The organism is Mucilaginibacter aquaedulcis (assembly GCF_030409325.1).
In the GTDB taxonomy this organism is placed as follows: Bacteria; Bacteroidota; Bacteroidia; order Sphingobacteriales; family Sphingobacteriaceae; genus Mucilaginibacter; species Mucilaginibacter aquaedulcis.
The window spans coordinates 38,758-61,327 of sequence record NZ_JAUFPR010000008.1; the positions used below are offsets into that span (position 1 = coordinate 38,758).

At 41.7% G+C, this 22,570-nt stretch carries 19 protein-coding genes; 7 read left to right on the forward strand and 12 right to left on the reverse strand.

From position 1 onward, the window contains the following. Window positions 1–107 precede the first annotated feature (107 nt). The 4 genes from QWZ01_RS24165 to QWZ01_RS24180 all read right to left on the reverse strand — a co-directional run bounded on the left by QWZ01_RS24165 (window position 108) and on the right by QWZ01_RS24180 (window position 3,533). Entirely contained in the window at window positions 108–1,337 is a 1,230-nt protein-coding gene (locus QWZ01_RS24165) for a CehA/McbA family metallohydrolase (protein ID WP_290328003.1), read from the reverse strand. A 103-nt stretch (window positions 1,338–1,440) separates the two neighbouring features. Beyond that, a complete protein-coding gene (locus QWZ01_RS24170) occupies window positions 1,441–1,851 on the reverse strand; it encodes a nucleoside deaminase (protein WP_290328005.1) in 411 nt (136 codons plus the stop codon). Window positions 1,852–1,954: 103 nt separating this feature from the next. Then, complete coding sequence (locus QWZ01_RS24175) at window positions 1,955–2,827, reverse strand: alpha/beta fold hydrolase (RefSeq protein WP_290328007.1); 873 nt, start codon at window positions 2,825–2,827, stop codon at window positions 1,955–1,957. A 145-nt stretch (window positions 2,828–2,972) separates the two neighbouring features. Continuing rightward, window positions 2,973–3,533 carry a TetR/AcrR family transcriptional regulator gene (locus QWZ01_RS24180; RefSeq protein WP_290328009.1) on the reverse strand — a complete coding sequence of 187 codons (561 nt, stop codon included), beginning with the start codon at window positions 3,531–3,533 and terminating at the stop codon, window positions 2,973–2,975. Window positions 3,534–4,015: 482 nt separating this feature from the next. Between QWZ01_RS24180 and msrA the strand changes: the two genes are divergently transcribed. The 6 genes from msrA (at window position 4,016) to QWZ01_RS24210 (ending at window position 12,709) form a co-directional block, all read left to right on the forward strand. After that, on the forward strand, window positions 4,016–4,507 hold the full coding sequence (msrA, locus tag QWZ01_RS24185) for a peptide-methionine (S)-S-oxide reductase MsrA (protein ID WP_290328011.1): 492 nt from the start codon (window positions 4,016–4,018) through the stop codon (window positions 4,505–4,507). A gap of 181 nt (window positions 4,508–4,688) precedes the next feature. Next, the gene (locus tag QWZ01_RS24190; RefSeq protein WP_290328014.1) at window positions 4,689–5,294 is read left to right on the forward strand and encodes an RNA polymerase sigma factor; all 606 of its coding nucleotides are present in this window, start codon (window positions 4,689–4,691) and stop codon (window positions 5,292–5,294) included. Between the two features lie 73 nt (window positions 5,295–5,367). Next, window positions 5,368–6,324, forward strand: coding sequence for a FecR family protein (locus tag QWZ01_RS24195; protein WP_290328017.1), 957 nt, complete (start codon window positions 5,368–5,370; stop codon window positions 6,322–6,324). A gap of 124 nt (window positions 6,325–6,448) precedes the next feature. Next, on the forward strand, window positions 6,449–10,012 hold the full coding sequence (locus QWZ01_RS24200) for a SusC/RagA family TonB-linked outer membrane protein (RefSeq protein ID WP_290328020.1): 3,564 nt from the start codon (window positions 6,449–6,451) through the stop codon (window positions 10,010–10,012). Window positions 10,013–10,050: 38 nt separating this feature from the next. Beyond that, window positions 10,051–11,850, forward strand: a complete 1,800-nt coding sequence (locus QWZ01_RS24205; RefSeq protein ID WP_290328022.1) for a RagB/SusD family nutrient uptake outer membrane protein — start codon at window positions 10,051–10,053, stop codon at window positions 11,848–11,850. A 19-nt stretch (window positions 11,851–11,869) separates the two neighbouring features. Beyond that, the gene (locus QWZ01_RS24210) at window positions 11,870–12,709 is read left to right on the forward strand and encodes an endonuclease/exonuclease/phosphatase family protein (protein WP_290328026.1); all 840 of its coding nucleotides are present in this window, start codon (window positions 11,870–11,872) and stop codon (window positions 12,707–12,709) included. A gap of 92 nt (window positions 12,710–12,801) precedes the next feature. On the opposite strand, the gene QWZ01_RS24215 is transcribed toward QWZ01_RS24210, so the two are convergent. Beyond that, window positions 12,802–13,278: a Dps family protein gene (locus QWZ01_RS24215; RefSeq protein ID WP_290328029.1), complete on the reverse strand. Its 477-nt coding sequence runs from the start codon at window positions 13,276–13,278 to the stop codon at window positions 12,802–12,804. 52 nt (window positions 13,279–13,330) lie between these two features. Then, the gene (locus QWZ01_RS24220; protein WP_290328032.1) at window positions 13,331–15,385 is read right to left on the reverse strand and encodes a ferritin-like domain-containing protein; all 2,055 of its coding nucleotides are present in this window, start codon (window positions 15,383–15,385) and stop codon (window positions 13,331–13,333) included. A 626-nt stretch (window positions 15,386–16,011) separates the two neighbouring features. Here QWZ01_RS24220 and QWZ01_RS24225 point away from each other — a divergent pair. After that, entirely contained in the window at window positions 16,012–17,316 is a 1,305-nt protein-coding gene (locus QWZ01_RS24225; RefSeq protein ID WP_290328034.1) for an SGNH/GDSL hydrolase family protein, read from the forward strand. 81 nt (window positions 17,317–17,397) lie between these two features. Here the strand turns inward: QWZ01_RS24225 and QWZ01_RS24230 are convergent, their stop codons facing one another. The 6 genes from QWZ01_RS24230 to QWZ01_RS24255 form a co-directional block, all read right to left on the reverse strand. Next, window positions 17,398–18,138 carry an SDR family NAD(P)-dependent oxidoreductase gene (locus QWZ01_RS24230; RefSeq protein ID WP_290328036.1) on the reverse strand — a complete coding sequence of 247 codons (741 nt, stop codon included), beginning with the start codon at window positions 18,136–18,138 and terminating at the stop codon, window positions 17,398–17,400. Window positions 18,139–18,349: 211 nt separating this feature from the next. Then, the gene (locus QWZ01_RS24235) at window positions 18,350–18,709 is read right to left on the reverse strand and encodes a winged helix-turn-helix transcriptional regulator (protein ID WP_290328038.1); all 360 of its coding nucleotides are present in this window, start codon (window positions 18,707–18,709) and stop codon (window positions 18,350–18,352) included. A 41-nt stretch (window positions 18,710–18,750) separates the two neighbouring features. After that, on the reverse strand, window positions 18,751–20,229 hold the full coding sequence (gene pdxR / locus QWZ01_RS24240) for a MocR-like pyridoxine biosynthesis transcription factor PdxR (RefSeq protein ID WP_290328040.1): 1,479 nt from the start codon (window positions 20,227–20,229) through the stop codon (window positions 18,751–18,753). Window positions 20,230–20,476: 247 nt separating this feature from the next. Next, entirely contained in the window at window positions 20,477–21,478 is a 1,002-nt protein-coding gene (locus QWZ01_RS24245) for a hypothetical protein (RefSeq protein WP_290328041.1), read from the reverse strand. Between the two features lie 234 nt (window positions 21,479–21,712). Next, the gene (locus QWZ01_RS24250) at window positions 21,713–22,114 is read right to left on the reverse strand and encodes a DUF2652 domain-containing protein (RefSeq protein ID WP_290328042.1); all 402 of its coding nucleotides are present in this window, start codon (window positions 22,112–22,114) and stop codon (window positions 21,713–21,715) included. A 120-nt stretch (window positions 22,115–22,234) separates the two neighbouring features. After that, window positions 22,235–22,567, reverse strand: a complete 333-nt coding sequence (locus QWZ01_RS24255) for a YciI family protein (RefSeq protein ID WP_290328045.1) — start codon at window positions 22,565–22,567, stop codon at window positions 22,235–22,237. Between the last annotated feature and the right edge of the window lie 3 nt (window positions 22,568–22,570).

Genomic DNA, 22,570 nt, shown 5'->3' on the forward strand with positions numbered 1-22,570 from the left:
AATGGATTAATCAAGTACGAAATTTTAGCTAAGCGGGGATATTTCAAAAATAAACGCCCTGCAACGGAGGATTGCAGGGCGTTCATGTTCTTAATTTTATTCAGAGGTTAAAAATTCGGATCGAAATTGAAGTAAATAGGATTTGATAAGCCAACCATATTACCACTCAATGCAGCCGATTCAGGAACTTGTGGATAGGCTGTAGGGGGGCCTTCTACAGTAACACGGTAATAGCTGCGGCCAATTGTTGCCGGCGTATCGGTAAATTCAACAGTTGGTGCTTTACCGGTAGCTTTAAAAGTACCAAAGGGGTTGCCATCTTTAACAACATTAACGGTATATGTTGCGTCGGCAACGGTGTTACCTGTTATCTGCACACGGAACTTTACGGGTTTACCGGTGGCTTTAATATTGTCGCCCATCATCATATCCATTCTGCCATCCTGGTTAATATCTGCATAAAATTCAACACGAGGGGCATAAGGGTTTGAGCTTACACAAACACGGCCGTTGGTAAGCGCGTCAATAATAGCCTGCGAAGTACGTGCCGTTGCATATACCCATGTAGTTGGGGTGCCCACATAATTGGCTTTAGTCTGGTAGCTGTTTTTGGTTGCCTTATCAGGGCTGTCGGGAACGCCGTGGTGAGCATCGCTCCCGCCGCGGCCAGTAAGTTTACGGCCCGATGAAAGCATATCATCCCATATCATAATGGCATTGGCATTTTTAGGCCATACCGCAGAGTTCCACACTTCAATAGAGTTAACCATATCGTAAGAATATCCGAAATGATCTTTTCCACTGGGGTGATTGGCTGAAAGGTGAACACCAAGCTCTTTTTTAACTGCCCCTACAACTACGTCGCGCTGATCACGAACGTCATACAACCGTTGATGATCATATGGCTGTGCCGAAAATACGTTACCGTGGCCTCGGGTGGTTGTCCACTCGGCACCATAAAGCAACAGGAGTGAATCATCTGATTTGAAATCAGGATCTGTCCAGGTATTGTGTGCAACATCGCCATCAACGTGGTTATCATGATCAGTGATACAGATGTAATCCATACCTACAGACTTTGAAAAGGCAATTATTTTTGAAACCGGGTTGTTAGACGATTCTTTACTATGGCTGGAGTGCAGGTGAAGTTCGCCTTTTAGCCATACACCGTTGCTAAGGCTGGCAACGGGTGGTAGTATACCTAATTCTGTAGGTTCCCAGGGGCTTTTGTGCTTTGATTGCTCCTGCGCGTTGCTGCTTATGCAAGCCGTCATGATAACAATCAATCCGGCGAAGGCCCTGCTGATAAACGGGCTCATTTTTCTTTTGAATAACATAAATTTTAGTGGGTAATACATTTCGGCAGGCAACATACCCCACTGATATTAACAGAGCATTAAGTGCAGGAAAATGAAGTATAAATGTGACAAAGCGGGATGTTTATTCAGTGTAAAAATGAACGGCAGGGGCGGGTGCCCAGCTACTGATACCGTTAGTAGTAAGTATGTTGAATTTTTCGCTTGTGCCGCCCAACTCCCCGCAATATCTGCTAAATACTACCGAAGCAATTTTGTTATGCCTTATAACGTATGAGCAAAGTATACAAGGTTCTGCATTTGAATATAATGTTGCTCCCTCACATGTACCATGTTTTTGAACGGCATCTAAAATGGCCACTACTTCGGCATGGCGGGTAACATCTTTAAACTGGCGGCTTTTTTCGTAGCCCTCGCCTATAATTTCACCGTTATGTACAATTACGCTGCCTACCGCGCTTTCTCCCTGTGCCGCCGCTATCGAAGCCAACTCAAGACAACGATCCATATATATTTTATGCGTGTTGCTATCCATAGCAGGTACTCAGTGCAGGCTTAAATGTTTTAGTAAAGGTATTAAAAATGCTAAAAACCTGTCATTGATAACAAAGTATCAATAACAGGTTTTTATGGTGATGTTATTTTCCTGTTTTTTTATCAAGGAATTGCCTTATAGTATCGGCAATTTCAATACCGTTGCTTTCTAAAGCAAAGTGACCGGCATCGTACAGGTGATATTCCAGGTTTTTGATGTCTTTTTTGTAAGCCTCGGCACCGGCAACCGGGAAAATATAATCGTTTTTGCCGTAAACGATCAGCATTTCAGGATTGTAGGTGCGGAAGTATTGCTGCCATTTTGGATACAGGTCAACATTGGTGCGATAATCATAAAACATATCCAACTGGATCTGGTCGTTTTCTGGTCTTTCCAGGTGGCGCAGGTCAATTTCCCAATTATCCGGGCTGATCACGCTTTCATCGGGCACACCATGAGTATATTGCCATTTTAAGCCATTGGCATCATGAAATGTTCTTAATGTAGCTTCGGCTTCTTTATCATTTTTGTTTTTCCAGTAAGCTTTGATGGGGTCCCAGAAAGCTTCCAGGCCTTCATCGTAGGCACAACCGTTTTGAACAATCAGGGTTTCAATTCTTTCAGGATGATTTGACGCGATGCGCCATCCTACAGGTGCGCCGTAATCCATCAGGTATAAGCTGTATTTTTTGATGTTGAGCTGATTCAACACTTCCTGCACTATCACTGAATAGTTTTCAAAAGTGTAAGAGAATTCGGCAATAGGAGGCTGCTCGCTTCTGCCATAGCCCGGGTAATCAGGTGCTATCAGATGATATTTGTCAGACAGATCATTGATCAGGTTTCTGAACATGTGCGATGAACTTGGATAGCCATGCAGTAATACCAATACTGGTGCATCTTTTGGCCCTGCTTCACGATAGAAGATGTTCACTCCATTGATGTTAATGTAGTGATGCTGTGTTTGATTTTTCATGTTGTTTGAATTTTAAGTTATGTTAGTAATTGTTTTGATTTTATTTTACCGAACGTTCGGTAAAATAAATGAAGTTAAAAAGTTTGTTTTTATAATTAGTACACTCATGCTGTCATTAATATAACATTGAGTGATATTGGTTAAATCATGCTGCTAATAATTCAGGTATTTGGGCCAGGCTGTTTTTAAAATAACTTTTATCACCGGTAGCACCGGCCAGTACAAGGGAACCCTGAATTAACGGGGTTATAAGCTTAGCTTGCTGCTTTGCTGCTTTTGGCGATAAACCCATATCAATGGCAATATCTATAAAAGCATCGGCCAGCAGGTTAAAACAGTTGCTTACCTTTTCTTTAAATGCGTTGGCATCTGTGCCTACGGTTAATGTTCTGAGCAGACAGTTATTTTCGCCTCCGTTGTACAATTCATCAATAGCGGCAATAACCTTTTTAAGCCTGCTTTCGGGTTTCAGATTTTTATTGGCCGATACCGAAACAATATTTTGCAGAATCCATCCCTCAACAATACTTAGGGCGTATTGTGCCATTTCCCTTTTTCCATCAGGAAAACGGTGATATAAGCTGGCCTTTTTTAATCCTGTTGCCTGGGCAAGCACCTCCATAGAAGCGCCATCGTACCCCAACTCGCTGAAGGTTTCAAACAGCTTCATATCTACATTTTCAGGATCAACTTTTTGAGTTCGCATATCTTATAATAGGTGTTTAAATATAAAAGGTTCTGTTATTATGAGCTATCCTGTTTTTACAGGCGCTCATTTTAGCAGGCCCTGCAGCTTTATTCATATTAAAATAGGTGAGCTTTTTTTAACTGCTACGGGCAATACTTTTAAATGGTTGCTTATAATCAGTATGTTAAAACTTCTAACCGTATTTTTCATCAATAATGCATTTAAATCATGAATCAAATTTACTGAACGTTCGGTAAAATAAAAATTATTTAAGCAATTACAATGAAAAGTACCATACATGCATTGGATAGTACCACAAATGAGGTTATATGTGTATTTGATTGTTCAATCTGCATCTGTTTTGCATCGCCTGACCGAATATTGCCGCAACAAACTACCAATTGTGTGCTGTAGGTAAAATACGCAGTGGGGGCCTGTGTTATGCTTGTGATTCATCTATTTGTGCCTTATCTTTATTATATTAAAAAAGAGGAAGCTATATGAATACTGAAAAAGCCATTTTGGCCGGAGGATGCTTTTGGGGGGTGGAGGAATTGTTTAGGCAATATCCGGGTGTTGTTTCAACCGTAGTTGGATACACTGGTGGTGACGTGCCTAATGCTACTTACCGCAACCACGGTACACATGCCGAAGGTATAGAAATTGAATTTGACCCATCAAAACTATCCTATCGCGGATTGCTTGAGTATTTTTTCCAGATACATGACCCAACAACCCGCAACAGGCAAGGCAACGACATAGGTACCTCGTATCGTTCAGCTATTTTTTACCTGGATGAAACACAGCAGGAAACCGCCAAAGCCTTAATTGCAGAAATGGAAGCATCTGGTAAATGGCCCGGTAAAATAGTAACAGAAGTTGTTCCGGCGGGTGATTTCTGGAACGCCGAAGTAGAACACCAGGATTACCTGCAAAAGAACCCATATGGGTACACCTGCCATTTTGAAAGGCCCGACTGGAAATTGTATTGATAACTAAAATTCAAAATAGGTTATTTTACTATTTGAATTTCTCAAAAAAAGCGGTTAAAACTGATCAGTTTTAACCGCTTTTTCTTTTTTTAGACAAAATTTCCACATTATTAAGACAGTTGAAAGATACTTGATTTTTCAGACTTAACCATTTCTTTACTTTGGGAACGTATTTTTGGGCATGTTTTCAAGTAAGGTGTCAGTTAAAGGTGAGGATCTGGTTTTACTGCTTAAACAAGGTAAACCCTACGCTTATGACAGGTTATACCAACTATATTGGAAAGAACTTTATTTAACGGCATACAATCGTGTAGGCGAAGAAGATATTGCAAAAGACCTGGTGCAAAACCTCCTTATTGATGTTTGGAAAAGGCGTGATACACTCAACATCAAAGAAGACCTGAGTCGTTTTTTATTTGGGGCACTCAAACTCCAGATCCTGAATTATTACCGGTCTGAAAGTATCAAACAAAAAGTTTTAGACAAAGTGCTTGAACGCATGCGCAACCTTTTTTCATCTATGGATGAATTGGCTTCTTATCGTGATATGGAGAAGGTGATTGCGGATGAAGTTTTGGAAATGCCGCATAACATGCAGCAGTCATTTCTGCTCAGAAGTGATAATCATAGCGTAAAAGAAATTGCCGGCGATCTTAACCTTGCCGAACAAACAGTATCAAATAATATTACCGAAGCGCTTAAAAGGCTGCGAAAAAGACTGGTAGCCGAATACCCCGACCGCCACATGGCCTGTTTTATCCTGATCTGTTACCTGCTTAATAATTAGTTAACGAAAGATTAACTCAAAATAGAAGTAGTAAGGCCCTGTTTGTGCAACATAAGGTTAAATAGCACAAACTGTGAAGCCATCTGAGTTCAAATATCTGATCAATCGTTATCTAAATCGGGAAGCCGATAACTATGAACGTGAATTAATTGATGTATGGTACCAATCATTTGACGAGCAGGGCGAAGAACTATCCTACCAGAAAGAGCAACAGTTAAAGGCCGAAATGCATGACAAGATAAAACATGTTTGGCATGGTTCGGCAAAGCACGTAAAATTATTTCCTGTTTTTAAATACGCGGCAATTGCGGCAACCATATGTATTGCGGCGTTCATTGGCTTTCATAAATATTTTACCAAGCCAGGTAAGCAGGCACAAGAAAATTATTTATCCATAAATACCGGCACCCGCGAGGTGAAAAAAGTGGAACTGCCCGATGGTTCGGCAGTGTGGCTCAATGCAAATAGCCATATCCGCATTAGTGATCATTTTCAGAAACAACAGCAACGATACGTTTACCTTGATGAAGGGGAAGCTTTTTTTTCGGTTAAAAAAAATCCTAAAAGGCCGTTCATCGTATTTACCAAATCAATCAGTACACGCGTTTTAGGAACTTCGTTCAACATCAATTCTTATAACACATTGCATAAAGCAATTGTAACTGTAGCAACCGGACGTGTTCAGGTTAGCACCAAAGCTAAAGTGCTGGCTGTTGTAACCCCTGGCCTGCAGATCAACTACGCCATCGTTACCGGGAAATACCAGGTAGATAAATCAGATGCTGGTCAGGCCCAATCCTGGAAAAACGGGCAAACCATCCTTAACCAGGCCAACTTTGATGAGCTTGCACTGATTATCAAAAACGTGTATGGCGCGCAGCTCATCAGCCAAAACAAAGCGGCTGCACATTACAAATACAACTTACATATTAATACCACCCACACCCTTGATGAAACCATGAAGATCATCTGTTCTGTTCATCAAAATACTTTTAAAAGGAGGAACAACAATGAGGTAATTATTTACTAATTAATAAAAAAATGAAAAAGCCGGCCTGCAGCAGATCCGGCTTCATACAATGGCTGTGTTAAGTTGGACCCTTAGCAGCTATTGCCTTAGTTATCATTATAAATTTCACTAAGTAATCAAAAATATGAAAAAAAAGCCACGTCGCTTGAATAAAGCAACGCGTACAACTATTATTGTTTTCTGCCTGCTTTTTGCAGGTTTAGGCCAGCTGTTTGCCGAAGCCCTTAACGGCATATTTGAAACACGAATCAGCCTTGCCTTTAAGAATGAAACCTTAGCACATGCTATTAAAAAAATAGAACAACAAACTAAAGTGGAGTTTGCCTATGATCCGGATTTCCTGGGCTTACAAAAACTACTGGTTAAAGAAGGTCGTTTTACCGATGAACGTTTAGATGTTGTTCTCAAAGCTTTATTACAAAATACAGATATCGCTTTTAAGGAAGAGATAAAAGGTACTATTACCCTGTATAAAAAATCAAACTCAGCTAAAATAGCCTTTGGCAAAATATCGGGCCGTGTTGTTGATGAAAAAGGAGAGCCTTTGCCCGGAGCTACGGTAAGGCTTAATGAAATAAACAAAGCTATCCAGACAAATCCCGATGGTTCATTTTCAATTGAGGCCGATCCGGGTGTTTATACCATGCTGGTAAGTTTTATTTCGTACCAAACTTACCGCGTACCCGGTGTTAAAATTGTTGCCGGCGAAACCATTACTTTGGGCAACATAACCCTGGTGGCCGAATCTGGTAGTTTAAATGAAGTGGTGGTAGTAGGTTATGGTACACAGAAAAAAGAAAACCTTACTGGTGCTGTTGATCAGGTTACTTCAAAAGTTTTGGAAAACCGGTCGTTGCCGAACCTTACCCAGGGCTTGCAAGGGGTAATCCCCAACCTTAATCTGGTGCCTTTGGATGGTAAGCCTATTCAATCGCCCAGCTTTAACGTGCGTGGTACAACATCAATTGGTCAGGGAGGTAATGCATTGGTATTAATTGACGGTGTCGAGGGCGACCCAAGCCGTATTAACCCCAGCGATGTGGCCAGTGTATCGGTATTAAAAGATGCATCGTCTTCGGCTATCTATGGGGCAAGGGCGGCTTTTGGTGTTATCCTTATCACTACCAAGAGCCCGGCTAAAGAAAAAACAAGTATCACTTATTCTTTTAACCAGTCCTTCAAAAGCCCTACTACCGTTCCGCAGCTGGTAACCAACGGTTACACGTTTGCCAAAATGTTTAACGAAGCCTGGACAGCGGCCAACAACTATTCGCAAACTCCGCAGAACATCAATAAAACGGTAAAATTTTCGCCAGAATACCTGGCCGAATTAAAACGTCGCGATGCCGATCCTTCTTTACCCAAAGTTGAGGTTAACCAGAATGGCGAATACGTGTATTACGCTAATACGGATTGGTATAAAGAACTTTATAAAAACCATAATGCCTCAAGAGAGCATAACCTTGCCATTTCAGGTAACAGCGGCAAGTCTGATTTCCTGATTACCGGAAGGTACTTTGCGCAGGATGGTTTATTCCGTTACAATTCTGACGATTACAGTATTTATAACTTAAGGGCTAAGGGATCATTGCAGGTATTCCCATGGTTGCGCATTTATAACAATGCCGACTACTCTAACATGAAATACCATAACCCATTAAACGTTGGTGAAGGCGGTAGTATTTGGAGAAACCTTGCCGATGAAGGCCATACTGTTGCTCCAATGTTTAACCCGGATGGCACTTTAACCTACTCAGCCGCTTATACCGTAGGCGATTTTGTATATGGTAAAAACGGTATTAATTTCGATAACAGGGTATTTCGCAATACGGCAGGTTTTAACGCATCTTTTCTTGATGATGTTTTCAGAGTAAAAGGTGACTTTACTTTCCAGAACACGGATAATAACCAAGATCGTAAACGCGTACCAGTGCCTTACAGCCGCAAACCAGGGGTAATTGAGTACGTAGGTACCAACTATAACGATCTTGAAAACCTGAACCAGCGTACCCAATACGTAGCCACCAATACATACGGCGAATTTGAGCCAAAGTGGAGCCAGGATCATCACTTTAAGGCATTGGCAGGTTTTAACTATGAGCAGTCGACATTTAAAAAGTTAGATTTGGTACGTAACGGCCTTATTTTCCCTGATGCTACAGATATTAACCTGGCTCTTGGTCAATCTATCACTACCGCTGGTGGATACGACAGATGGGCGGTTATGGGGGGCTTTTATCGTTTAAATTATTCGTACAAAGACAGGTATCTGGTAGAGGCAGATGGTCGTTATGATGGTTCTTCAAAATTCCCTTCTGATCAGCGCTACGCATTTTTTCCTTCAGTATCTGCAGGATGGAGAGTTACCAACGAGCCTTTCTGGACAATGTCAAAAAATATTATTTCTGATTTAAAGATCAGGGCATCATACGGATCTTTAGGGAACGGAAGTATCAAATCATATGCTTTTCAGGAACAATTCAGCATCAGGCAATCAAACCGTGTTTTGAACGGCGTACGCCCGCAAATCACCAATCAGCCGGGTGTATTGCCTGATGGATTAACCTGGGAAACTGCAAACGTTCAAAACTTAGGTGTGGATTTGGGCTTGTTGGGTGGCCGTTTAACCGTTAGTGCCGATGGATACATCCGCAAAACCAAAGATATGTTTACCGTAGGTAATACCTTGCCTGCGGTATTTGGTACAAGTGTACCTAAGGGTAACTATGCCGATATGAAAACTCAGGGTTGGGAGGTAACCATTGCCTGGAGAGATAAATTTGACGTAGGTGCTAAACCGTTTAATTATGGATTTAGGGCAACCCTGGCCGATTATCAATCAACTATTACCAAATACAATAACCCTGATAAAAACCTGAGTGACCCTAATAAGAGCTTAACAGATCAGATTTATTATGTGGGTGAAAAAGTAGGCGAGATATGGGGATTTGTAACAGATGGATATTTTAAATCGGCAGCTGATATTGCTAATTCGCCAAAACAAAACCTGATTAAAGCCTCTGGTGCCAGCGATCTGCTTCCCGGCGATATCAAGTTTAAGGACCTGAATGGTGACGGCGTAATTGATTACGGTAACCAAACCGTAAATAAACCCGGCGATCGTAAAATTATCGGTAACAATACCCCACGCTATACTTTTGGTTTTGGTATGGATGCCGACTGGAACAGCTTTTTCTTCTCGGCCTTTTTCCAGGGTGTTGGCAAACGTGACTGGTATCCTGGTTCGGAAGCCGATTATTTCTGGGGACAATACAACCGCCCGTACAACAAGATACCTGTATCGCAGCTGGATAAGATCTGGTCAGAGAGCAATCCAAACGCTTACTTCCCAAGATATCGCGGATATTCTGCGCAGAATGGATCGAACGAACTTGCTCAGGCACAAACCAAGTATTTACAAAATGCGGCTTATGTGCGGTTAAAAAATATCCAGTTAGGTTATCACCTGCCTTTAAGCCTCATCAAAAGGATAAAATTGGGAGATGCCAGGGTATTTGTATCAGGTGAAAACTTATGGACATGGTCGCCTTTGTATAAGATCACCAAAGATATTGACCCGGAAAGTATCAACGGATCTGACAGGGTTTTAACAGATGGTACCAGTGGTAATGGTAATAACTACCCAATACTAAAAAGCATAACCCTGGGTATCTCAGCAACCTTTTAACTGCCAAACAATAATTTGAACATTTTAAACTATTAAATATGTTTATCCAACGTATAAAATCAATCAAAACTTATTTATACATCTGCCTTATAGGCTGTATTGCGGTAAGTTGTAAAAAACTGGATCAGGTTCCGCAAAGTACTGCTACAGGGGCTGCCGTATTTGGCAGTATCAGCGGTCTGGAACTTTATACCAGCTCATTCTATAATATTTTACCTAATGCCGATACCATACCGGTATTTCGTGCAGATGCTACTGCCGATTTTGCAGCCAGAACTTCTTATCCTGACTTTTTAAGGCCCGGGTTTTTTGATGCCAGGCAAAGTTCGGGCTGGGACTGGAGAGATCTGCGCAACTTTAATTACTTTATACAAAACTGTAATAACCCGGCCATATCACTTGCTCAGCGCCAGCATTACATTGGTTTAGCCCGCTTTTTCAGGGCCTGGTTTTATTTTGATAAAGTAAAACGCTTTGGAGATGTTCCATGGATAAGTAAGCCTATAGCCATAAATGATCCGGCGCTGTTTAATGGCCGCGATTCAAGAACACTTGTTATTGACTCCGTTATTGCCGATTTGGATTATGCCTGCAAGTATATCACCACCAATGATAATACACGCAGTCTGATCACCAAGTATGTTGCTTACGCTTTTAAATCAAGGGTATGCTTGTTTGAAGGTACATTCAGAAAATACCATGATGAGTATAAGTTGCAAGGCTCTGTCAATGCTTTACTTAGCCAGGCTGCTGATGCTGCCCAGAAAGTAATGACCGAAGGCGGCTTTAGCCTGAATACAGCCGGAGGCTCTGATAAAGCTTACAGGCAATTATTCATATCACAGGCACCGATTGCTTCTGAAGATATTCTGACCTCGGTGGTTGACCCAGCCCTGGGCATATTCAGCGATGCTAACTGGTATTGGACAAGTGCTACTTATGGCGATAGGGTAAGTTTAACCCGTACTTTTGTAAACACCTATCTTAATATTGATGGTACCCCTTTTACAAATAAAGCAGGTTATCAAACCATGACCTTTAACCAGGAGGTAAAAGGCAGGGATATGCGTTTGCAGCAAACCATCAGAATGGGTAGCTACCAGCGCTTAAACGGCGGAGCACCCGAAGCAGCACCGCCTGTATTTTCATATACCTACACAGGTTACCAACCTATGAAATGGACTCAGGATGATGTATCATTAGATGGTGGTAAAAAGAATACCAACTCGATGCCGCTTATCCGTTACGCCGAAATTTTGTTAAATTATGCAGAGGCCAAGGCCGAGCTGGGTACATTAACTGATGGCGACTGGAACCAAACCGTTGGTGCCTTACGCAGGCGTGCAGGCATAACCGGTAACACATCTTCAAAACCGGTTGTTATTGATCAGTATCTGCAAACTAATTATTTCCCGGCCATTTCTGATCCTTCTGTTCTGGAGGTGAGGAGAGAGCGCGGAATTGAACTGGCACTTGAAGGCTTCAGGTTTTATGACTTGGTACGCTGGAAACGCGGTCCGTTGATGGATCAGGTTTGGAATGGTTTTTACGTGCCTGCGCTTGATGTACCAATGGATTTGAATGACGATGGTGTATTGGATGTATGCTTTTATAAAGTTATGCCGGCCAACCCGGTAAAAGGAGTAACCTATGTTAACGTGGCCGAAACTATTAGCGGTGGTACACCAAATCCACAACGCTTGGCTCATGATACTTATGGCGAATTAACCTGGTTAACTACCGTGCCTAAAAAATGGGATGATAAATTTTATCTTTACCCCATACCAGAAACCGATAGATTACTGAACCCTAAACTGGGCCAAAACCCTGGTTGGTAAAAACTTTAAACACAAAAAAATGAAACTAAAACACACCCTGCTGGTGGCTTTAGGAACGTTGCTTTCCTTTTATGCCCATGCTCAAAACCTTATTGTGGGCACTTATAACCTGCGTTATGCAAACGCGCGTGATACAGGTAATATGTGGGTTAACCGCGCACCTATCATCGCATCGTTGATTCGTTTTCATGATTTCGACGTTTTTGGTACCCAGGAAGGTTTGCTGAATCAGCTGCAGGATATCAATGCCGCCTTGCCGCAATATGAACGCTATGGTTTAGGCCGAGATGATGGTAAGGATGCCGGCGAACATTCGGCCATCTTCTTTAAAAAAGAGAGGTTTAAATTATTAAACAAAGGCGATTTCTGGTTGTCGCAAACACCTGAAAAACCATCATTGGGATGGGATGCTACCTGCTGTAACCGCATATGCTCATGGGTTTACCTGCAGGATAAACTAACCAAAAAGAAGTTTTACTTTTTCAATGCCCATTATGACCATCAGGGAAAAGTGGCCCGTGAAGAAAGCAGCAAGCTGATTTTGGACAAAATTAAAACCATAGCAGGCAAAGAGCCAGCGATATTCACTGGTGATTTTAACGGATCGCATGAAAGCAGCTGGTATCAGCGTGTGGCAACGTCAGGTATTATGTTTGATACTTATACCAAAGTGGAGCACCCTTATGCCAATAATGCTTCGTTCAACGGTTTCAGGAACTCTGTTCCGGGGACCGAGATCATTGACCACGTTTTTGTTAGCCCGGCTTTTAATGTAAAGCGCTGGGGGATATTAACAGACACTTATCATGGTAAGTTCCCGTCAGATCATTTCCCTGTTTTGGCAGAGGTAGCTTTATAAACGATAGCCCATATTAATTCAAAAACCCGCCTTGCAAACAGGGCGGGTTTTTATTTGGAATTGTGAAAACAGGATGGTTGAAAACCTGTGAATTATTTGGTTACATGGGCTCGTAGCATCCAGGCCATTTCTTCGTGTTCTTCTAAAAGCTGGGTTAAGTAATCGCTGGTGCCCTGGTCATGATATTTAGAGGCAATAGGATCAATGTTACCCCTTAAAAACTTAATGATACTTTCATGATCGGCTAATAGCTCTTTGATATAGCCCTGGCTGTTATTACTGTTTTCCAGCTTTTCCGATAAGTGGGTTAGTTGTAAAAATTGGGTTAAGGTGGCAGGAGCGTAATGGCCTATCTTCCTCATACGTTCCGCTACACCGTCAACCACTTCTTCAAGCTGTTCGTATTGTGATTCAAAAAAAACATGCACTGTATGAAAGTCTGCACCTTCAATGTTCCAGTGTGCATTTCTTGTTTTGGTGTACAGTACAAATTCGTCTGCCAGTAATTTACCTAATTGGTCCGAAACGGCTTTCCTGTCCGCTTCATTGATTCCGATGTTAGTTTGCATAATTTAATTTTTAATTCTGATTTTATTAAGGTTGTTGTAGTCGTTTTAATGATTAATTTTTATCATCAGTAAAATTGTTATACCAATGGGTACCATCACAAAAAGGCTTGTTTTTTGATCCGCCGCAACGGCATAATGTGTAATGCTCGGTTGATGCCCCCTGCAAAAAATCGGCATCTAATTTTATACTGCCTTTTATGCGGTAAGGGCCGTTTTTTGAAACGGTTATGGTGGGCTGGTTAACAGGTGTTTCGGCCCCGTTATTTAATTTTGCATCAGTAAAGCTGAAACTAAGGGCACCCGATGGGCATTTTTTGGTTTGCTGAGCTATACGGGGAGCGCTTGCCGCGGTTTGGTCTACAAAAGGCTCTTTACCAAGCCTGAAAACTTCTGGCAGTTCATCCGTGCAAAATCCAGAATGCTGACATATACCCCGGTTATCACATACTTTATAATCGGCAGTTGGGTATTCGTCCAGTATGTCAGGAGTTCGTCCGGGTAGTTTCCTGCTGTCAAAACCTATCCGGGCATGCGTCCCATCGCAAAATGGCTTATTGAATGACCCTCCGCAACGGCACAGGGCCATCTGTGGTTCAGCAGGCAATGCCTCGCCCTTTGAGTTTAGTAAATTACTAACCCCTTTTACAAGGTATGGGCCGTTTAGTGAGGGATAAATTTCAGGGGCAGGTGAATGTTCCAATTTGGTAAACTCACTTTTAGGATCTGTCTTTTGCCGCTGCGCTGTTTTCCTGATAAAAAGCTCAGAAAGTGCCTGTAGGGCGGCCGATGCTTCTTTAACTTCAACCGGGGCTATTGCTTTCTCAGCCAGTTCTGTTGCCTCTTTTGCGAGGTTAAAAAGCCGCTCAGAAAAAAATATCCATGCAGAATCCTTATGCGGTAACAGATTTATATCCCTGTTGTAGCCAAAGCCTGGGCCGGCCGTTAATGAGGTATTAGTTGGATCGCCAAGCGGCATTTTAGCCAGGGCCTCACCCATAGGGCGGATAACCGTAGTCATAAGTCGTAAAGTAGCACGCGACAGCATTTCCAATTCCTCTTCAGTTTCATCGTTATGGGCAAAAAAGCGGAGCAGCATTTGCAGCATGGTGTCATAACTCATATTAAAGATATCTGCGGCGCAGTGGGTATCTTCATCAAGGATGAGGGTGCCGCCTGTAGTATCATCATAAAACCTGGTCATGGGGTTAGCTGCTGTTTTCCTGACAGGATCAAACACCGTATTATTTTTCAATGCCTTTTCTGTTTCGGTTATCAACTGTGTTCTGATGGTATCGAAGATCTGGAAATGACAATCAGGATGGGCCTGTGTTGGGGCTTCGCCCTGTTCAACAATCATTTCAATAGCTTGCAGGGCCGAAGCTCTGTTCACGATAGGAATTAATTTGCCGCCAAGGTCAACAAAACGCGCGTTAGCCTGTGCCTCGGGTGGGCCGATAAATAAAAGATCCTCTGGGATGCATTTAAAACCTGATGCAATTTTGTTGTAGAACTCTCCAACCGTTTTAAAATCTACCTCATAGGGTTCCTGGAATTTAAAGGCCTCGGCACCGAAACGTGCTACCAATTCAGGTTCGGCCCGGAACTGTCTTGGTGTTAGTTCCGATATATCTAACTCCTGCGCCTGGATCACTTTAGTACGCAGTGCATCATATTGGGTAAATAAATCGGCTTCCAGCACACCTTCCTCGGGTAATTCAAATATTACAAAACGCTCAATTGTTGCAAGAGAAAATGGCTCGAGCGTTAATTTAATGCCGAATGGGAAGGCCGAAACAGGCAAGGGAAAATTCGTTCTGCGAAAGTTTGGTGCACCACCAATCGCGGTTAACATATTATTAACCTGGGCAAGGTGCAGCATCTCCTCAACCGCCACGGCGGCCAGCTTCCTTTTCCAGGTTTTTACCATCAGTAATTGATCTTCGGTCAATCCTCCTTCGTCAATGCTCGACTTTAATGAATAGGCAGCATATAGATAAACACAGGCCAGGCCGTGTTCTAATTCGGAAGCTCTCGACAGCAAATAAATGAGTTCCTCCCTGCTTTCTACTTCTTTAACCACAGGCACATTTTGAGTTGGATTATTCATGATTGTTTGTTTTGAGATAGGTTATCTGTAACTATTTTAATTTGGGTTTTATACATGAGTTTAATTAAGCAAAATTATTGAGCGCCCGATATCAAAAGGGGGCCAGAGGGCCATACCCGGGTAATCCAGGTTTACGTCATAAGCCGGACCTTCTTATGTTATGTCAAAGTAGGTAGTCATTCTTCCCAGTCATCAAATCTGTTGTGCTGATCCTTGTGCGGGGCAATAACATATGCTATTGCCGACAAGCAACAAAACAATAATGCGCGGGTTAAATAAAATATAAATACCTCCATGATTTAAAAGTTAGGTACACAGCGTGTGACTGACAGTTTTTATGCCATTTATTTAAATTTCTGATTTACAGAATGTTGGTTTTTTTTATTGTGCCTAAATCCTCTTTATTTAGCGAGTTATCGGTGGTAAGAAACGATATATGGCTATAATTGAGACTGTACAGATACCTCGGATATTATAATTCATGACAGCACAATCTTGTCAATTCATCTGGACCCGCTATTGGAGCACGGCTGGTACCCATAATGAATTATAGCTAACTCTATTTTTACCTGTATTAACATGTATTGTTGATAAAGGAATTATAGTTAAGAAGTTGGTTTAGTGTTATGAGGAAGTTGCCTGGTTTAATTATATTTTTAGCTATTGGCATAGCTGTTTTTACGGGTTGTAAAATGGAAGCGCATTGCGATAAACCTTCTGCCGGGAGGGCGAATCTATCGCGTGTTATTGCGGTAGGGAGTTCTTTTACAGCTGGTTATATGGATGGTGGTTTATACCGAAATGGGCAGCTTCATTCTTATCCCGCTATTATAGCTCAACAAATGCAAATGGCGGGCGGAGGGAGTTTTCATCAGCCTTTGTTTACCACCGAGCAAGCCAATGGCTCAGGTTATCTTAAACTTAGCGGTTATAATGAAGATGGTACGCCACAGTTTGATAGGGTTAATACAAACCTTGGCGTACGGGGGTATGTTAGCGCTTCATGTTTTGGAGAGTTGCGGTTATTCACCAAGTTTACCGGCGAGATCAATAACTATGGTGTACCTGGTATTAAACTGAAAGAGATCACGTATAAGCCTTATGGAAATGTGAACGGTTTTTTTGAGCGGATGCTGCCCGGTAAAGCTCCCGACAATATGGTTAGTTATCTTGATTTTATAACGGCTAAGCCATTTACATTTTTTACAAACTGGCTGGGTACAAACGATGTGCTGCCCTATGCAAAGAGCGGTGGAACCGCTGATCAGCTTACAGACCAGGGAGCTTTTGAGCAATTATATAAACTATCCATCAATAAACTTACCGCATCGGGCCAGCAGGGGGCGGTAGCTACCATTCCTGATTTTACCACTTTCCCGTTTTTTAACACCATCACTGTAAATGGAATACTGGCTCAGGCGCGAAAGGTGAATGTGAATATTAAGGGTTTGTACATTACCGCAAAAGACTCAGGCTCAAATTATACTCCCCGCCTGGCTACCACAAAAGATCATATTATTCTTGATTTCAATACGCAGGAAATCGGAAAACCGATTTTTACAGAACATGGTGACCTACCCTATGGCTTAACCGAATACACACCAATTGAAAGTGAATACGTACTAGATGAAAATGAGGCATTAAACTGCCAGCGTTATATCACATCATACAATAACTCCATCAAATCTATTGCCAACGTTAAGGGGCTTGCTGTTTTTGATGCTTACTCCTTTTTTAATAAAGTAATGGTAAAGGGAATAATGGTAAGCGGCCGAAAGTTGAACTTAAAGCCGATAAAGGGTGGCCTGTTTTCTTTAGATGGCGTGAACTTTAACAACCGTGGTTATGCCGTAATAGCCAATGAGTTTATAAAGGCAATAAACAGGCAATATGATGCTTGTATACCAACTGTTAATATTGCGGCTTATTAGTGGGGATAATTTATATTGGGTTAAAAAACAAAAGCCCGGATAATTCAATTGTCCGGGCTTTTGTTTAAAAAAATTATGCTATTAAGTTGTTGAGATACCGCCATCAACCGGTAATATTACTCCGGTTACCCAGGTTGATCCCGAATCAATCAGTAAGGCTGTGTTTAGTACAATATCGGCCACGCTACCTCTTCGTTGTAGGGGGATGGTTGCTCTTTCGCTTTCGTGAATGGCCTGTACAACATCGGGCGGTAAACCTGCATTAGCCAATACCGGAGTATCAGTTGGGCCCGGTGCTATAGAATTAACACGGATACCTAAAGGAGCTAACTCTAAGGCCCAAATTTTGGTTAACATATTCATGCCTGCTTTAGCCGAACCATATGCGCTAAGCTGTGCTGATGGTTTAATACCAACGCTGCTGCTTATATTAATAATCTGGCCTTTGGTTGCTGTTAAAAATTCAATACAGCCTGATGTAAGCAAGCTGGGAGCGATAAGGTGTGTTTTATACATATCCTCAAGCTCTGCAGGATTAATATTCTGTATCGGGGTTAAAGCTACGTGCCCGGCATTATTAACCAATACATCAAGCCTGCCATTCCAGGTTTGGCGGATGAAATTTAATAAGGGTTTTTCCTGATCTGCCTTTAAGCTGTCATACTCCAATGCATGAATGCCTGGCATTTCGTTAGCTAATTTATGCAGACGCTCTGTATTGCGGCCGGTGATCAATACTCCCCAGCCCTTATTATAAAAATAGCGTGCAAGGCCTTCTCCAATGCCTGAAGAACCGCCTGTGATCAATATATTTTTTTGCATTTTGTTAATATTTTAAACAAAATAATGGCTTAATGAAATGATAAACAATAACTTACCGTATGGTAAGTAACTGTTGATAAGGTTTGCCATGTTCATAATTAGCACTTTACATAAAATGCTTTTTATAAGTATAACAGACGCATGACAATGTAAGCCAGCACAATACCGGTGGTTTTCAGTACTGAAAAAACAAAATCGGGATGCCCGCAGCTCAGCTCTCTTTTTGATTGATATAAGCTTTGCCCCAATCATGAAGAGCGAGAAATACAGGCTCTAATGATTGCCCAAGATGGGTTAATTGATATTCGACCCGGGGTGGAACTTCAGGGTAGATCATTTTACTAACGATCCCATCGTTTTCCATTTCTTTTAATTGCGAGGCGAGCGTTTTTTCTGAAATATTGATAAGGCTTTTATTCAGGTCCGAAAATCGTAGCGGCTTGCCATCCCTTAATACCTTATATATTTTAAGCTTCCATTTACCGCCGATAAGTGATAAGGCAGCCTCAACGGTACAATCGGCGTCCTGGTTAGTATCACAGCTTATGGTGATTTGTCGGTTATAACTCATCTATTTACTATTAAAAAACTAAATAAAAATTCAGTGGGCCATCACGAGGTTATTTTTACCAGGATATCCACGGCTTTTATCATTTCTTCTTCCGTAAGTGAGGCAAACCCGAACCGGATACCATTATCATTAGGATCGCCCGGTTTACTGAACGACATGCCGATCATACAAAGCCCTGCATGTGATGCATTGCTGAGTATCCTGTTTATAGAAAACCCTGATTTAAATTTTAGCCATATGGCCATACCACCAAGCGGTTTGGTAAATTCAATGGCATGTGATAATTTCTGGGTTAAAAGGTTGCAAATAAAATCACAACGCTGGGCATACAACTTATTTGATTTGTTGATATGTCTTGTGAGATCGCCGGTGATGATCATCTGGGCAAGCATATATTCTATAAAGGTATCTCCCCTTAAATCTATTAAGCGCTTTAGTACTATTGCTCTCTTTACAATATCAGGTGCTGCAATCAGGTAACCAACCCTGATAGATGGCGCCAGTAATTTGGAAAATGATCCTATATAAATTATTTTACCGTGATGCGGGGCGCTGGCCAATGGAAGTATAGGACTATTCTTGTAATAAAAATCATAGTCATAATCGTCCTCAATAACATAAAACCCATATTGCTCAATAAGTTTCAGCAATTTTTGCCTCCTCATGGCAGACATGGTTACAGTTGTGGGATGATGATGGTGGGGAACGATATAAAGCACTTTAACCGGAACGCGTTTCAGAAGCTCCTCTAACTGGTTAATATCAGGGCCTTCATCATCCACTCCAATCTTGTTGATGTGGGCACCGGCATGCTCAAAAATATCATTGGCAAAGCAATAGTTAGGTTCGGTTACAACCACATGATCATCTTTGGAAAGCAGCAGCATTGCCGTTATATATATAGCCATCTGGGCACCACGGGTTATCACTATATCATTTTTTTTAATGTTGAGGCCCCGGGTTTCATTTAAAAACAATGATGCAGCATCTTTAAGTAGGGGCAGCCCCCCCTCATCTCGCAGACACATAAGCTGTTTTATTCGTGAGCTAATCCCTTTGTCGCGATAAATTTTGCTGATCTCTTTGAACGGAGCGAGTTCCGGATCGGGGAAGCCGTCATTAACTACAATGTCTGAACTTTTTGTATCCCGGTGCTCAGGCTGTGGGGGGCATTGCAAAACCAAGCCTTCTGAGCTTATAAAAGCGGTAGAGGACGGTGGTGAAAAATGGCTCGGTGGCTGAAATGATCTTGGCTTAATTACAGGAAGCTGCGGAATAACACGGTATCCTTTCCGGTCAACCGATTCTATCCAGTCTTCGGTCAGCAGCTCTTCGTAGGCGTTGATAATTGTTTTGCGGTTAACGGTAATCAGCTCAGCCATTTGCCGGGTTCCTGGAAAAAAAGTGCCGGGAGGAATCATACCTTTCTGTATCAGACCAATAAGGCGGTTGGTGATTTGCTTATAAACAGGAAGTTGATTTTCTTTATCAACAATGATCAGGCTATCGTAAGGGAGCATTTTGTTGTTCTTTGTGATTAAAAGCTAATTAACCCGGGCAGGATGAACACTTACCGGATAATTTCTGTTCCGGGAAGGCAGGATTACATTCAGGCCCGATAAACTTAGTTTTGCAACCAATGTGCCACTTTGTAAGTGTTTAATTGTTAGGTATTTGTAAAACATAGGCTGCTTTATTTATACCGTATTTAGTCAGTTAATACTATGCTGCACCATATTTAGTGTGTGCAAATAATCTTCAAGAGCTTTATGATTGATACAGAAGCGAGTTTTCGGGCTTGTCAAGATCGGCTATCCAATGCTCCAGGTAGGTCAACAGGTCTTTTTGATTTGTGGTGTTATTTTTTTCGCCCATAATAACAAAAACCGCAATACCGAGAGCTATGCAATGAGCTATATCCATTTGCATTAATAAACCGCTGCTATGGCCGGCAACAAAATTGTCTCTTGCATCTTTCGCGAATTCAATACTATGATCGGCTTTTTGCCGGGCCAGTACAAATTGCTGATCCTCGGTAAATACTATTACATCGGTAAAGGAATAAATGGAAAGGCAATAAATGCTCATGGTTCTGAATATAGAGAAGTATTTTCTTCTCAGATCGTCGGGAGCATAGTTTTTTTGAATGCCATCCTCTTGCTCGCCGTTAAGTACCTTCCACAATTTGATAGCTTCGGCCTCGTCCAGGAAGAAAGTCACTTTACCGGTATACGAAAAATCGCTTATGATATCCAGGATCTCATCTACCTGAAAAAATAACATTTTTACCGGGTCGCCAAGGTAAAATATAAAATCAAGGTCCTTTTTTTTAAGGGGTTTAATAACATCGAAGAGAAGCCCGGTCCATAAATCTGAAGCATCTGATACATTAGCCCAATCGCCAAAAGCAATAGTTCGGCAGTGTTTGAACAATGCCTGTAATGCAGCTATAAGCTGATCATTCTTAATATCGCGCCAGTGTTTTAAACTTACAATTTCTTCAAAAACTATGGCATCAATGGCTGATATTGAAAGGCTATCGCATTGCGAATCTAAAGTCATGCCCCGGATACCTAAGCGCTTTAAGAAGTTGGGCAAACCTAATTCATTAATACCCGCAATATTCTTATGGTCATCAGCTGGTACAGCCTCGTTTGAGCGGTTAACGCTGAGGTAAATGTCGCCATTGTTATTAAAATTTTGAAGGTCTGATATCAGGTCTGCCAAAACAGGGCCGGGGTTTAGGGCATGCACATTTAAGGTTTCCATGATTGCTTGTATCGGTTTGTTAATGAATTTAAGGTGGTTTACAAACTGAAAATATTATTTCAGTTTAAGGTCATTTGCTGTTTGCAAGCCTTATGCCATTATGGTAAGGTGTTTATTATTAAAGGGTTGTGGTTGGTGGTTGGGTTTTAAAGTACGTCATATCGTGAACAGGAGATGTTTTCCACGATATGCGGTGTAATTATGATTGGATGGTATCTCTTCGTTTCTTGTCAATCAAAAGTTTACGGCTTTGGCGGTGCCTGGCCCGTGCAGCCTGGAGAAACCATTAACAGAAAAGTTCCCGATATTTCCGTAGTGTACCACCCATTTGATCGAAAGCTTTTTTACCTGGGGATAAAAGGATTTGCAGGCATTAATCTCGTTGTTAAATGACTTAAGCATAGCTTTAAATTGGGCAAGGATAACATCTGTAGTAAAAGCGGGGCCAAGGCGGTAAAAAAGTATGGCATCAACTTCGATCTCAGAGATCAGGAATGAAAGGTTGTTTGCTTTAATAATAGCATTTAACAATTTGGCTATAATAAGCGAACCCATTTCGTTGCCAATTTCACTTACAAAATGATCATACCCGCTAATATTCACAATAAATATGGTTCCTTTCAGGTCGGCATCCATGGCTTTAATTTTAAAAAACTATTCACTCAGGTATTAATAAGCCACAATGCTGGTACTTATACAATATCATTAAAATGGCCTCTGCAAGTGCAAAGACCATTTAGTGTTTAGGTAGGAATGTTAAACGGCCTGACGAATTTCAACCGTGCCGCCAAGTTCTAAAACCGGGCAGGTTTGGGCAATGGCAACAGCTTCATTATAATCTGCGGCATTAATGATCACTAAGCCGCCAATTGATTGTGATACCTCGGCATAAGGCCCATCGGCTATGGAGTTGCCTCCTGTGATGACCTTGCCCAGCGGATCAAAGCGTTGAATAGGCTTTACCACCTTATCTTTAATGCTGGTGAAAAATATCTGCCAGTGGGCCAGGTGCTCCTGCAATTTTTCGGGTGAAGGTTGGATCTCTTTGGTTTTATAGTCTCTGCGAAATACTAATAGAAATTCGTTCATGTT

Coding starts and splice junctions, on each gene's coding strand:
- QWZ01_RS24190 (WP_290328014.1), top strand. CDS start 4,689: ATGTTTTCAAGTAAGGTGTCAGTTAAAGGTGAGGATCTGGTTTTACTG.
- QWZ01_RS24230 (WP_290328036.1), bottom strand. CDS start 18,138: ATGCAAAAAAATATATTGATCACAGGCGGTTCTTCAGGCATTGGAGAA.
- QWZ01_RS24205 (WP_290328022.1), top strand. CDS start 10,051: ATGTTTATCCAACGTATAAAATCAATCAAAACTTATTTATACATCTGC.
- msrA (WP_290328011.1), top strand. CDS start 4,016: ATGAATACTGAAAAAGCCATTTTGGCCGGAGGATGCTTTTGGGGGGTG.
- QWZ01_RS24215 (WP_290328029.1), bottom strand. CDS start 13,278: ATGCAAACTAACATCGGAATCAATGAAGCGGACAGGAAAGCCGTTTCG.
- QWZ01_RS24180 (WP_290328009.1), bottom strand. CDS start 3,533: ATGCGAACTCAAAAAGTTGATCCTGAAAATGTAGATATGAAGCTGTTT.
- QWZ01_RS24245 (WP_290328041.1), bottom strand. CDS start 21,478: ATGGAAACCTTAAATGTGCATGCCCTAAACCCCGGCCCTGTTTTGGCA.
- QWZ01_RS24175 (WP_290328007.1), bottom strand. CDS start 2,827: ATGAAAAATCAAACACAGCATCACTACATTAACATCAATGGAGTGAAC.
- QWZ01_RS24165 (WP_290328003.1), bottom strand. CDS start 1,337: ATGTTATTCAAAAGAAAAATGAGCCCGTTTATCAGCAGGGCCTTCGCC.
- QWZ01_RS24210 (WP_290328026.1), top strand. CDS start 11,870: ATGAAACTAAAACACACCCTGCTGGTGGCTTTAGGAACGTTGCTTTCC.
- pdxR (WP_290328040.1), bottom strand. CDS start 20,229: ATGCTCCCTTACGATAGCCTGATCATTGTTGATAAAGAAAATCAACTT.
- QWZ01_RS24250 (WP_290328042.1), bottom strand. CDS start 22,114: ATGGATGCCGACCTGAAAGGAACCATATTTATTGTGAATATTAGCGGG.
- QWZ01_RS24220 (WP_290328032.1), bottom strand. CDS start 15,385: ATGAATAATCCAACTCAAAATGTGCCTGTGGTTAAAGAAGTAGAAAGC.
- QWZ01_RS24255 (WP_290328045.1), bottom strand. CDS start 22,567: ATGAACGAATTTCTATTAGTATTTCGCAGAGACTATAAAACCAAAGAG.
- QWZ01_RS24200 (WP_290328020.1), top strand. CDS start 6,449: ATGAAAAAAAAGCCACGTCGCTTGAATAAAGCAACGCGTACAACTATT.
- QWZ01_RS24225 (WP_290328034.1), top strand. CDS start 16,012: ATGAGGAAGTTGCCTGGTTTAATTATATTTTTAGCTATTGGCATAGCT.
- QWZ01_RS24170 (WP_290328005.1), bottom strand. CDS start 1,851: ATGGATAGCAACACGCATAAAATATATATGGATCGTTGTCTTGAGTTG.
- QWZ01_RS24235 (WP_290328038.1), bottom strand. CDS start 18,709: ATGAGTTATAACCGACAAATCACCATAAGCTGTGATACTAACCAGGAC.